Source organism: Flavobacterium sp. (assembly GCF_039930565.1).
In the GTDB taxonomy this organism is placed as follows: domain Bacteria; phylum Bacteroidota; class Bacteroidia; order Flavobacteriales; family Flavobacteriaceae; genus Flavobacterium.
Genome location: NZ_JBDTTP010000097.1, coordinates 1 through 12,280, shown reverse-complemented (window position 1 = coordinate 12,280; position 12,280 = coordinate 1). Strand labels below are relative to the sequence as shown.

11 protein-coding genes are annotated in these 12,280 nt (G+C 32.5%); 6 read left to right on the top strand and 5 right to left on the bottom strand.

Annotated elements, in window-relative coordinates; genetic code table 11:
* Positions 1-58: 58 nt before the first annotated feature.
* The 3 genes from bamD to ABI657_RS17475 form a co-directional block, all read right to left on the bottom strand.
* The gene (gene bamD, locus ABI657_RS17485; protein ID WP_348098555.1) at positions 59-853 is read right to left on the bottom strand and encodes an outer membrane protein assembly factor BamD; all 795 of its coding nucleotides are present in this window, start codon (positions 851-853) and stop codon (positions 59-61) included.
* 121 nt (positions 854-974) lie between these two features.
* Positions 975-1,868, bottom strand: coding sequence for a 4-hydroxy-tetrahydrodipicolinate synthase (dapA, locus tag ABI657_RS17480; protein ID WP_348098554.1), 894 nt, complete (start codon positions 1,866-1,868; stop codon positions 975-977).
* A 16-nt stretch (positions 1,869-1,884) separates the two neighbouring features.
* Positions 1,885-2,397, bottom strand: a complete 513-nt coding sequence (locus ABI657_RS17475; protein WP_348098553.1) for a hypothetical protein — start codon at positions 2,395-2,397, stop codon at positions 1,885-1,887.
* A 46-nt stretch (positions 2,398-2,443) separates the two neighbouring features.
* Between ABI657_RS17475 and ABI657_RS17470 the strand changes: the two genes are divergently transcribed.
* The 3 genes from ABI657_RS17470 to ABI657_RS17460 all read left to right on the top strand — a co-directional run bounded on the left by ABI657_RS17470 (position 2,444) and on the right by ABI657_RS17460 (position 5,948).
* The gene (locus ABI657_RS17470) at positions 2,444-3,223 is read left to right on the top strand and encodes a 5'-nucleotidase (protein WP_348098552.1); all 780 of its coding nucleotides are present in this window, start codon (positions 2,444-2,446) and stop codon (positions 3,221-3,223) included.
* A gap of 42 nt (positions 3,224-3,265) precedes the next feature.
* Complete coding sequence (locus ABI657_RS17465) at positions 3,266-4,177, top strand: metallophosphatase (RefSeq protein WP_348098551.1); 912 nt, start codon at positions 3,266-3,268, stop codon at positions 4,175-4,177.
* Between the two features lie 85 nt (positions 4,178-4,262).
* The gene (locus tag ABI657_RS17460) at positions 4,263-5,948 is read left to right on the top strand and encodes an ATP-binding protein (RefSeq protein ID WP_348098550.1); all 1,686 of its coding nucleotides are present in this window, start codon (positions 4,263-4,265) and stop codon (positions 5,946-5,948) included.
* Positions 5,949-5,950: 2 nt separating this feature from the next.
* On the opposite strand, the gene ABI657_RS17455 is transcribed toward ABI657_RS17460, so the two are convergent.
* Together ABI657_RS17455 and ABI657_RS17450 are read right to left on the bottom strand one after the other, a co-directional pair.
* The gene (locus ABI657_RS17455) at positions 5,951-6,448 is read right to left on the bottom strand and encodes a metallophosphoesterase family protein (RefSeq protein ID WP_348098549.1); all 498 of its coding nucleotides are present in this window, start codon (positions 6,446-6,448) and stop codon (positions 5,951-5,953) included.
* Between the two features lie 139 nt (positions 6,449-6,587).
* The gene (locus ABI657_RS17450; RefSeq protein WP_348098548.1) at positions 6,588-8,501 is read right to left on the bottom strand and encodes an SPFH domain-containing protein; all 1,914 of its coding nucleotides are present in this window, start codon (positions 8,499-8,501) and stop codon (positions 6,588-6,590) included.
* A 413-nt stretch (positions 8,502-8,914) separates the two neighbouring features.
* Here ABI657_RS17450 and truA point away from each other — a divergent pair, with 413 nt between their 5' ends.
* From truA to ABI657_RS17435, 3 genes are all read left to right on the top strand, one after another.
* Entirely contained in the window at positions 8,915-9,655 is a 741-nt protein-coding gene (truA, locus tag ABI657_RS17445; protein WP_348098547.1) for a tRNA pseudouridine(38-40) synthase TruA, read from the top strand.
* Positions 9,656-9,740: 85 nt separating this feature from the next.
* On the top strand, positions 9,741-11,495 hold the full coding sequence (locus tag ABI657_RS17440) for an ABC transporter ATP-binding protein (RefSeq protein ID WP_348098546.1): 1,755 nt from the start codon (positions 9,741-9,743) through the stop codon (positions 11,493-11,495).
* Between the two features lie 135 nt (positions 11,496-11,630).
* Complete coding sequence (locus ABI657_RS17435) at positions 11,631-12,215, top strand: NUMOD4 domain-containing protein (protein ID WP_348098545.1); 585 nt, start codon at positions 11,631-11,633, stop codon at positions 12,213-12,215.
* Positions 12,216-12,280: the final 65 nt, after the last annotated feature.

Below are 12,280 nucleotides of genomic sequence, written 5' to 3'. Positions count from 1 at the left end.
TATTGTAAGTTATTGTATTTACAGGAGCATTCGTCTTTTTTAAATCCATGACTTTTTTTTATTTAGTAAATTTTTGTAAATCAGTTTCAACTCTGGCATACATTTCGTCTGCCTGTTTTTTATATTTTGTAGCGCTATTAAACTTAACCAGGTTATTGTAAGATACCTTGGCAACATTCAAACGTTCTTCCATTTTTGAAGGAATACTATTAATTGCCAATTGATAGGCAGAATCATATTTGTAAAACAAAGCGTCTTCCTTGAAAGGAGTACCCGGAAAATCAGCAATAAAATTATCAAAGGCAACTAATGCGGATTTGTAATCTGAAATAGTATTATATCCTTTTGCATTTTCATATGCTTTCTTCTCTAATTTGCCATTTAATATTTTAACTGCCTCATTTGCCTGAGCAACATATTCAGAATTAGGATAATTATCAATAAAAGCCTGTAATTTATCTAGTGCTTTTACTGTATCTGTTTGATCCAAACTATAAACAGGTGATAATTTTGAATAGCTGTAAGCGCCTAGAAAAGCAGCTTCCTGTACCTTTTCACTGCGGGGATATCCAGAAACAAAACTTTCAAACTGATAACCGGCCAAATAATATTGATGTGTTTTATAATAAGATTGTGAAAACATATAAAAAAGTTTTTCTGCCTGAGGCTTACCTCTGTATGTAGGAGCCAATTGTTCAAAAAGACGAATTGCCTTATTGTATTTACCAGCCTCATACATTTTTGTGGCTATCTCGAACTTTGCAGCTATATCTTCATTTTTTAATGCTTTCTGGTAATCACTACAAGAATAAAAAAGGACAATAACAATTAATAGGGATACTATTTTTTTCATTTTCTTACTTTTATTATGATTTTTTTGAGAATATTCAAATCAAAATCACACCGAAGTTTCGGTGGCAAATTTAGTTATTAATTTAGCGATTACAAAATATTTTTTGGATAATAAAATAGCGTTAATGCTGCTCTGCTTTAATACTGTTTTTGACAAATTCACTAAGTCTACCAGCTAATGAATCATCTACAGCTACCAATGGTAAACGAACAGTATTGTCAGCAATACCAAGGGTTTGAAAGATTTGCTTAATTCCTGCAGGATTACCCTGTTCAAAAATCATATCCATGCAATCCGATAAAAAATACTGCGTTTTAAATGCTTCGTTTACTTTTCTGTTCAATCCTAAACGAATCATTTCTGAAAATTCCTTCGGAAAACCTTGCCCAATTACCGAAATTACTCCAGCTCCGCCAGCCAGAACAATTGGCAAAGCAATCATATCATCACCTGAAATTACAAGAAAATCTTTTGGGGCATTTTTAATTAATTTCAAGGCCTGTGCCATATCTCCGGCAGCTTCTTTAATTGCTACAATATTACTGAACTCCTCAGCTAATCTAATTACAGTTGATGGCAGCATATTACTGGAAGTTCTGCCAGGTACATTATATAAAATCACCGGAATTGGAGACGACTGAGCAATAGCTTTAAAATGTTGGTAAATTCCTTCCTGCGTTGGTTTATTATAGTATGGAGAAACTGAAAGAATTGCATCAAAGGCAGAAAAATCCCTTGTTTTTAATTCCTCAACAATCTGCATTGTATTGTTACCTCCAACTCCAAGCACCAAAGGTAATCTTCCGTTGTTAGTTTCAATTACTGCATTAATTACTGATTCTTTTTCTGATGGTGTCAGAGTAGCATTTTCTGCCGTAGTACCCATTACAACCAGATATTCAACTCCCCCATCTATTGAAAAGTTGACAATTCGCTGTAATGCTTCAAAATCAATTGAGAAATCTTTTTTAAATGGGGTTACGAGTGCAACACCAGTTCCTATTAATGATTGCATATTTTAATTTATATTTTTATTTTATTTTTTTCAAATATTTAAAAAGTTCGAATACAAAAAGGTTATAATTTTCTAAATCAGTATTAATCATCCACCTGTTTAATCTTTTATCTACTGACGAAAATCCTACTTTAAATTTAGCTTTTGACTGAGCTGTAACCATCATCAAAATAGAATTCTCGAAATTATAATAACTTATTAATAAGTCAAATTCTGTTTCTATGAACTCATTTAAAAAAGTTTCCCTAATATGTCCCTTCCAATCAATGTGTGTTTTTCCAAAAGTGGGAAATGAATATATCATTTCCTTATTAAATTTATTTTTGTAAACGACAATCCTGATGTCTTTGTCAGCAATTCCATGTGATGTTAATTCATTAATCAATTCTTTCGAATGACTAAATTTATCTTCATCAATTAATAATCCGATTGTTTTTATATCTTTATTAAAGACTTCGTTTTTGACATTATCCAAGTTATTTTTTAATGATTTTTTTACAAAAAACTCCTGTATATGATTTAAAAACATAGTACTTTTACTAATTACAAAATTAATTATTTAAGTTGCATTTAAGATGGCAAAACTAAAAAAGTATAACGGATTTTTAAAACTTTTTGTTATATTCTTAACATTTTTTTTTATATTTTCCTGTAGTCAGAAAAATTATAATTTGACAAAGATAGAAGGAAAACAACTTGCTGTAACGGAAAAAGATGCAGAAAATCAAACAATTAAAAACTTCATTAAACCTTATCGCGATCATATTAATAAGGATTTAGACAGCGTTCTTGCGTATTCTCCTGAAACTCTCGATAAAAGCATGGGAAAATGGCAGACTACAATTGGAAATCTAATTGCTGATGCCTGTGTGCAACAAGGAAATCTTGTTTTCAAAATACGGGAGAAAAAAGATATTGATTTTTGTATTTTAAACTACGGGGGTATAAGAGCAATTTTACCAAAAGGAAATGTTACTACCAGAACTGCTTTCGAAATTATGCCTTTTGAAAATAACCTGGTTGTAGTGGCATTAAAAGGTAATCAAATTCCTGAAATAACTTCCTATATTATTAAGGTACAGAAAGCACAACCCTTATCCGGTCTGACTTTTACAATTTCAAAAGATAAGACCGCTAAAAATATTTTAATTCAGGGAAAACCTCTTGACCTGAACAAATTATATTATGTAGCAACAAATGATTATCTGGCGAATGGCGGCGATTACATGACATTTTTCGCTAAAAATTTTCAGAAATTTGATTTGAATTATAAGCTCCGAAATGTCCTGATTGATTATTTTAAAGAAGTTGATACGATTCCGATACTGAGAGATATCAGAATTACAGAAGAGTAAACAATTCAAAAAACACAGGCATTCCTGCAAAAACATATAACAATGAAAAGAAGAGAATTTATCGAAAAAACTGCTGCAACTACTGCCCTGTTAAGTTTGGGTTTATCATTAAGCAGTTTTGAAAAAAGTGATATTAAACACTTGACAATTCTGCATACTAATGACGTTCACAGTCATATTGACCCATTTCGGGCTGATGATCCCCGTAATCCTAATAAAGGCGGCGTATCTAGAAGGGCGGCTCTTATAGAATTTATTCGTCAGGAAAATCCAAACGTTTTATTATTAGATGCAGGAGATATTTTCCAGGGAACTCCCTACTTTAATTATTATGGAGGAGAATTGGAATTTAAGTTGATGAGCATGATGAAATATGATGCTTCAACCATTGGAAATCATGATTTTGATAATGGTCTGGATGGCTTGTACGCACAAATGCCACATGCCACTTTTGAATTTATAAATGCTAATTATGACTTCAAAAATACGGTTATGAATGGTCTTGTAAAGCCGTATAAAATTTTCAATAAAAACGGGATAAAAGTCGGCGTTTTTGGCTTAGGGATTGAACTTGCCGGATTGGTAGACAAGCAAATGTATAAGGAAACGGTTTATAATAATCCTGTAGAAATAGCACAAGACATGACGCAATTACTAAAAAATCAAGAAAAATGCGATTTAGTCATTTGTCTTTCACATTTAGGTTATAAATACAAAGATGATGAAGCAAGAATTAGTGATTTAAAATTGGCCGAATTAACCCAGGATATTGATTTAATTATTGGCGGACATACTCATACTTTTTTAGACAAACCTACAGTAGTAAAAAATAAAGCAGGAGAAAATGTACTTATCAATCAGGTAGGCTGCTATGGAATAAATTTGGGCAGGATAGATTTTTATTTTGACAATAACAAATCTCATACAAACCAAGGCAAATCCATTATTGTGTAATCAACATTTAATGAAAAGTCCTAAAAAAAAAAATTGCATTTGATTATAAGAATTTTAAAATGTATTTTTAGCCACAAAAAAATTTATGCCCCTTTTTCGAACATTAATACTATATTTTCTCTTTATACCTTTTTATAGTTTCAGTGCTATTGGTGAAAATAAAATTTTATCTAAAAAAGAAATAACTGCCTTACTTTATACGGCAAAAGAATATCTGGACAAAGGGAATTTTGAGAAATCATTAATTCTATCACGAAAAACTTTAAAATATTCTATTCTTTTAAAAAACAATAACTTAGTTGCAAATTCATACAATATAATCGGTGCTAATTTTGATGAACTATATGAGTCCGAAAAGGCTTTGTTTTATTATAAAAAGTGTTTGATTTATGCTGAAAAAACTGAGAATGATCCTTTAATTAAGCAAATTTATAACAACTTAGGAAACATTTATTGTTTTGATAAGAGAGAATATGAAAAAGGAATAAGTTACTATATAAGATCATTACATTACAGCAAAACCAGTAATGATAATGTACAGACTTTTTTTACTAAGCTTAATATTGCGTGGGCTTATTTTGATATTAAAAATTATAAAGAAGGTTTGCCCTATTTAAAATTTCTTAATAAGCATCATCCAAAATTGGGAGACGAAACGACACTAGTTACTTTAAATATGCTTAACGGAATGTACAATAAGCATATTAATAATAATGCAAATGCTCATTTCTATTTTAAAGAAGCAATTAAAAATGGGAAAAAAAACAGCCAAAAAACGGACCTGTCTTATGCATATCAGGAGTATTCAAAATTTTTATCAAAGATAGGTGATTATAAAAATGCGTATGCGAATTTAAACTCCTATAATACCTTAACGAATGAAATTACTATTGAAGGAGAAGTTAAAAAAGCAAATTTAGCTGGAATAAATCTTGAAATTGATGAATATAAAAGAGAGATTGATAAAATAGAATTACAAAGTAAACAAAAAGAAAAATTATTTCATTCAGAAAAACAAAGAAATAAAAAAATCATTACAATAATGCTCTCTTTATTCATTGTGAGTATTATTTTATTTTACTTTTTTTATCAAAACACGAAACTGAAACAAAAAAACAGAATTAAAAATATTCAGAATAAAATACATCAAAATATAATTAATGCCAGTATTGACGGCCAGGAAAATGAGAGAAAAAAAATTGCCTTATTTTTGCATGATACCATAAGTGCCTCATTATCTTCGGCAGGAATGCATCTTAATGTTTTTTTATCACAGCATAGTGTAGTGACAGATGAAATTATAAAAACAAAATTCATATTAGACGAAACACATGATAAAGTAAGGGATTTGTCTCATGATCTGCTTCCTACTTTATTAGTGCGTTTTGGATTATTATATGCCTTGGATGATTTATGCGAAAAAAACTCGAATTCTACTTTGCATTTTGAATATCTAAATAGTATTTCAATCAAAAACAGATACAATGAAAAATTTGAAACAAGGATATATTTTATTATTTCAGAACTTTTAAATAATATAATCAAACATAGCCAGGCTAATAAGGCACAAGTCGTATTAACAGAAAACACAGATGGATTACATATTCAGATAAATGATAATGGAAAAGGATTTGATATTAACGAATTTAATTTTGTCGAAGGTTTTGGGCTTAATCAAATTAAAGCCCGAATAAATAATATGAATGGTCATATTGATGTAAAATCGAAAAAAAACCAGGGAACTTCAATAAAAATAAGAGTTCCCATTTAAACTTATGCTCTTTTTTCTATTTCTATAATTTCAAGATCTTTTATTTTATCCCTGTCAATTACAAAACGCAGCATGGTCCTTACCTGATGAAAACCACTCTTACCCGCAGCACCGGGATTCATGTGCAGTAAATTATTTTTTTTATCAAATATTACTTTTAAGATATGAGAGTGTCCGCAAATAAATAATTTTGGCGGATTTAATTTCATTTCTTCTTTTATATTAGGATTGTATTTACCTGGGTAGCCGCCAATATGTGTAATCCAAACTGAGACATCCTCGCATATAAACCGATTATGCAACGGAAATTCCAGTCTCGCTTTTGCATCATCAATATTGCCATAAACACATCGCAACGGTTTCAGTTTTTTAATAGTATCCGTAACATTCAAATCACCAATATCACCTGCATGCCAGACTTCGTCTGCCTGTAAAACATATTTTAAAATAGTATCATCAATATGACTATGCGTATCAGAAAGCAGGAGGATTTTTTTCATAAAAAGTTATATTTTCTTTTGATGTAAAGGTACAAAGGTTTTATCAAAAGGAATTCCGGGCATTTTTTGTATTTATAAAAAATCCGATCTGCTTTCGCAAATCGGATTTTTTAATTGCATTTAAAATTTTGTCAGTAATTTATTTTTTAAGATTTTTAATTTCTTTAGAATCTTTAGTATCCATCATTTCCATTAGTTTTAATCCTAACAAACCACTGATAGAGCCCTCAGATCCCGCATTACCGGAAATCAAAACATCTGGGATTACCTTGATATTTCCTTTACCGATTTCTTCGGTAACCTTATATCTTGTAAAGTTGTCACCACCCATTGCACTAACCTGCAATTGATAAGATTCAGCGGTTGATTTACCAATTGCCATGATTTTTTCTGCTTCTGCCAAACCTGTTTTTGAAATTCTTTCTGCTTCAGCGCTTGCGTTTAATTTTGTTGCTTCGGCCTGTGCTCCTGCCCTTGCTTTTGTTGCTTCAGCTTCTGCATTGGCACGCATTTTTGTAGCCTCTGCTTCTGCGTTTACATTTAATTTTAAACTTGTTGCATCACCCTCTGCTTTTTTTACCGTTGCATCAGCTGTTCTTTGGGCAATTTCTACACTTTGCGAGGCACGCACGATTTCTTTCTGCATATCTGCAATTGCAGTTTCTTTCTCCATCCCCTGACGTTGCTCTTGTGCCATTTTTTGGGTCTGATAGGTTTTTTGTTCTTCTTCGGCCAGTTTTCTGTCTGTCAAAGTTTTCATCAATGAATCCGGCGGAACTATATCTCCAATTAAAGTATCTACAGCATTCACATTGTATTCATCAAGAACTACTTTAATATGATTTTTAGCAGATTCCTGACGTTCTTTTCTTGTACTTAAAAATGAAATGACATCGCTTTCCTGAGCCGAGTTTCTAAAATAGTTACCAATGGTAGGCTCCAAAACCTGAGAAACCAGATTGGTCATGCTTCCAAAACGGGCAATAACTTTTGGCGCTTCATTTGCCGGAACATGAATAATCTGTGATACATCAAGATTAAAAGGAAAACCATCCTGAGAACGAACCGTAATGGTCGATAAATTATGATCTAAATTGTGAGATTCGCTCCGTGCATCAGCCCAATTCAGTACCAGATTGGTGGTTGGAACAGATTCCAGTTTAGTCGTATATTTATTCAAAGCATATTTTCCAGGTCCCAGAGGTTCCATCCAGACACCTCGTTGTCCTTTTGATACAATGTTTCCATGTTTGAAATGCTCACCGGTTACATCCAATCCGTCTTCACCAATATATGAAATAACAACACCCACATATCCGATAGGCACATCTGTCATTGGATTTTGCTCAATTTGAATTGCCCAGGTATTAATATAATAAGAACCTGCCAATATTACTTGTGGCTGTAAACCTCTGTTTCCGCCAAGATTAAGAAACTCGTCACAATCCTGAAAATTATTGTGTCCTTCTACATATTTACCTGCAATCTGTCCAATCGGTATAGGTTCGCCGTCAAGAGCTGTCACGATACCAATCATGTTCTCAAAAATCTTGATTTGATCTACAATTACGATTTCAAAAAGAAACGTATTAATACGATATGAGCCCGTTGTAATAAAAGCAGTCTGACGCCCTTTTTGCCCGCCATTATCCAGGAAAGCCTGAGCATCCTGAAAGTTGTCACTGATTACTTTTCGCGCTAGAATTCGTCCTGTTGGAATCTCTTTTCCGTCCTTGCTTAAAACAAGTCCTATTTTACCTTCTGGTACAATAGTAAAACTTGTCATGTCAATAGAATATTGCCAAATCCACATCGCCCAGTACAAACCCGGAGCAAGTGTTTGTGCCTGATAACCAGCTTCGCCTTTTGTTGCAATAATACGACTATCAGGAAGTGACTTATCTGCCCCAAACAAAACGAATTTTTTGGTGACCAAACCAATTTTATCCTCTGGAACCATGACCATCCCAAAGAAAACCCGTAAAATAAATTTGTAAAACAAGATAGAAAATACAATTAGTAAAATCCACCAGTAAGAAGTAATTTCATTCATAATTTTTGATATTTAGACTACAAACATAAATCAAATACTTCCTGTTAAAATGAAATGTTTTTAAAATTAACGTTTGATAATTTCAAGTCAGAAAACTTAAAATTTAATTGATTTTATATCGTTGGAATTGTCAATTTCTGACACGATTTTTTGGTGTATTAACTATGATTGGTATTTTGCGTTTTAACAGTTCTTTTAGAAGATGAAAAGATTAGGGAAGCAATTTTCTAATGGTTCCTATCCGCAAAATATAGACAGCCCTTATTAAAAATATTTTAATACCCAAAGTTAGACGCATCCTAGACGTCACTACAATAAAACGCTTTAAAACTTACCTTTGTACCTTTGCTGTTTGAGTCCATAAAGAAAAAAATCTTTGTACCTTTGCCACTCTGAACCTTTGAAACTTTATTTTGAGATATTTTATTCAATTTGCTTATAACGGAACCCATTATCACGGCTGGCAATTTCAGCCCAACGCTTGCACCGTTCAGGAAACTTTAAACAAAGGTCTTTCTGTTTTATTGAATTCCTCTATCAATGCAATGGGTGCAGGAAGGACAGATACAGGTGTTCATGCAAGGGAAATGTTCGCTCATTTTGATTTTGAAAATTTAATCGATATTCCAAATTTAATCCATAAACTCAATTCGTATTTACCTAAGGATATTGCTGTTTTTGATATTATTTTGGTTGGAGATGAAGCGCATTGTCGATTTGATGCCACTAAAAGAACGTACGAATACCATATCAATACGGTTAAGGATCCATTTCTGGAACAATTGAGCTGGTACTTTAATCAGAAATTAGATGTAGCTTTGATGAATGAAGCCGCCAAAATTTTACTGAATCATACGAATTTTCAATGTTTTTCTAAAGTACATACAGCTGTAAATACTTTTGACTGCACGGTTTTTGATGCGTATTGGAAAAGTGAAAACAATACATTAATTTTTACGATTTCGGCGAACCGGTTTTTGAGAAATATGGTTCGTTCCATTGTGGGTACTTTGGTAAACATTGGTTTGCACAAGATTTCGCTTGAAGATTTTGAAAACATCATTGCCAGTAAAAGCAGGGAGAAAGCCGGTTTTTCGGTTCCGGCATATGGATTATATTTAACTAAAATTGATTACAAATACATTATAAAATAGCCCTGATTGAAGTGGAAATCCTTTTTATTTTTTCTTTAAAAATAAAAAGATTGAAACGTAAAGCAGGAATAAGCTCCTAAAATAAATGAAAGCAAAAGCATTTGATACCGGATTATTCAAACGTATTCTAAAATATACAAAACCCTATAAATGGCGTTATTACGGCGTTATTATTTTTGCTGTTTCACTTTCTGTTTTTGCGGCACTTCGTCCCTATTTATTGAAACAAACTGTTGATGGCTATATCAAAACGCATGATAAACAGGGTTTATTGATGTACATTATTTTAATGGGAATCGTTCTGCTGATGGAAGTGTTTTCTCAGTTTTATTTTGTTTTTTGGGCCAACTGGCTTGGTCAGGATATTGTGAAAGATATTCGAAATAAACTCTTTAAACATATTCTGAGCTTTAGAATGAAGTATTTTGATTTGGTTCCGGTTGGACAGTTGGTAACCAGATCTGTATCTGATATTGAATCGATAGCCCGTATTTTCAGTCAGGGATTGTTTATGATTATCAGTGATCTGATGAAAATGCTGGTGGTATTGATTTTTATGTTTTACATGAACTGGAAACTAACCTGGATTGTGATCGTAGCGATGCCAATTCTGGTTTACATTACCCGTATTTTTCAGCGTAAAATGCAGGTAGCTTTTGAAGAAGTCCGTAATCAGATTTCGAACATGAACTCCTTTGTTCAGGAGCGTGTAACCGGAATGAAAATTGTCCAGCTTTTTAATCGTGAGAAAATAGAAGCGGAAAACTTTAAAAACATAAACAATAAGCACAGGGTAGCCTGGATCAAAACAATTTTATACAACTCGATCTTTTTTCCTATTGCCGATATTATTTCGTCTATTACTTTAGGATTAGTAGTGGTTTACGGCGGATTTAAAATTTTGAACGGAGATAATTTTACCACTTTTGGTGATTTATTTTCTTACACCATGTTTATTGCGATGCTTTTTAATCCGTTGCGACAGATTGCGGATAAATTTAATGAGATGCAATTAGGAATGATTGCTGCCAATCGGGTTTTTGATATTATTGATACTCAGGATCATATTCAGGACACAGGTACCCTGGAAGCTCCCATATTTGAAGGTAGTATAGAATTTAAAGATGTTCGTTTTAGTTATATTCCGGAAGAAGAAGTGATTAAAGGAATTAATTTATCTGTTGATAAAAGTCAGACAATTGCTATTGTAGGTTCTACCGGAGCCGGAAAATCAACCATTATTAATTTACTGAATCGTTTTTACGAAATTAACAGCGGTACCATTTTTATTGATGGACACAATATTGAAAACTACACTTTAGCGTCTTTAAGAAAACAAATTGCTGTAGTTTTGCAGGATGTATTTTTATTTGCCGATACGATTTATAATAATATCACCTTAAATAATCCTGAAATTACACGTGAACAAGTTCTAAATGCGGCCAAAAAAATTGGTGTACATGATTTTATTATGAGTTTGCCTGATAATTATGATTTTGATGTAAAAGAAAGAGGCGTTATGCTTTCGTCAGGTCAGCGTCAGTTAATTGCATTTTTACGCTCCTACGTAAGCAATCCGAGTATTCTGATTTTGGATGAAGCTACATCCTCAATTGATACTTATTCTGAAGAATTAATTCAGCGGGCTACTGAAACTATAACCAAAGGCAGGACTTCTATCATCATAGCACACAGATTGGCTACAATTGTTAATGCCGATAAAATTGTTGTAATGGATAAAGGTTTAATTGTAGAAGAGGGAACGCATCAGGAATTATTAAATAAGACTGAAGGTTATTATAAGAATTTATACGATTCGCAATTTTCTGTAGCCAACTAAAACTAAAAAAATCAGAACTTACTTTTCGAAAAGTTAAAACTGTGTTAGCATAATCCTAAAATATCAATGAAATCAATACTTTAGACTGTTTTTAATTTTAATTGCGTATATTAGAGCATCTAAATTCAGATTCAAATGCCACAAATTAGAATTTATCCCAACGAACAATTCAAAGAGATTGAAGTGCAACCGTCCATGCAGCTTCGCTATGCCATTTCGAACAAAGGCCGACTGGTCAGTTTTTCTGATGAAATAAAAAATGGGCGTATTTTAAAAGGAAGCCTTAGTGATGGTTATCCTACATTTAAGTTTAAAATAAAAAAAGAAGGTAAAATTATCAATAAGCACTTTTTCTTTTACAAATTGGTGGCGCAATATTTTATCCCCAAACTCTCGGACGAACAAACCTATGTACTTCATTTGGACTATGTGAGAAATAATGATGATGTAAGCAATTTGCGATGGGCGACCAGAGCTGAAATGATAGCGCACAGCCGTAAGAGTCCACATGTAATTCAGGCCAGGAAGAATTTAATTGAACACAACATAAAAGCGGATGGCAGAAAATTAACTACTACCAAAGTCATGTTAATCAAAAAAATGCTCGCCAGACCCGAACAAAAAACACGCCTGAAAATGATAGCCAAACAATTTGGAGTCAGCGAAATGCAAATCAGAAGAATTGCAAGTGGCGAAAACTGGGGACATATTAAGATTTGATTGTGATGGTTGATGGTTGATGGTTGATGGTTGATGGTTGATGGTTGATGGTTGATGGTTGATGG

What these genes read in the sequence shown, in the direction of transcription:
- bamD (WP_348098555.1), bottom strand. Translation starts at nt 853, where the DNA reads ATGAAAAAAATAGTATCCCTATTAATTGTTATTGTCCTTTTTTATTCT.
- dapA (WP_348098554.1), bottom strand. Translation starts at nt 1,868, where the DNA reads ATGCAATCATTAATAGGAACTGGTGTTGCACTCGTAACCCCATTTAAA.
- ABI657_RS17475 (WP_348098553.1), bottom strand. Translation starts at nt 2,397, where the DNA reads ATGTTTTTAAATCATATACAGGAGTTTTTTGTAAAAAAATCATTAAAA.
- ABI657_RS17470 (WP_348098552.1), top strand. Translation starts at nt 2,444, where the DNA reads ATGGCAAAACTAAAAAAGTATAACGGATTTTTAAAACTTTTTGTTATA.
- ABI657_RS17465 (WP_348098551.1), top strand. Translation starts at nt 3,266, where the DNA reads ATGAAAAGAAGAGAATTTATCGAAAAAACTGCTGCAACTACTGCCCTG.
- ABI657_RS17460 (WP_348098550.1), top strand. Translation starts at nt 4,263, where the DNA reads ATGCCCCTTTTTCGAACATTAATACTATATTTTCTCTTTATACCTTTT.
- ABI657_RS17455 (WP_348098549.1), bottom strand. Translation starts at nt 6,448, where the DNA reads ATGAAAAAAATCCTCCTGCTTTCTGATACGCATAGTCATATTGATGAT.
- ABI657_RS17450 (WP_348098548.1), bottom strand. Translation starts at nt 8,501, where the DNA reads ATGAATGAAATTACTTCTTACTGGTGGATTTTACTAATTGTATTTTCT.
- ABI657_RS17440 (WP_348098546.1), top strand. Translation starts at nt 9,741, where the DNA reads ATGAAAGCAAAAGCATTTGATACCGGATTATTCAAACGTATTCTAAAA.
- ABI657_RS17435 (WP_348098545.1), top strand. Translation starts at nt 11,631, where the DNA reads ATGCCACAAATTAGAATTTATCCCAACGAACAATTCAAAGAGATTGAA.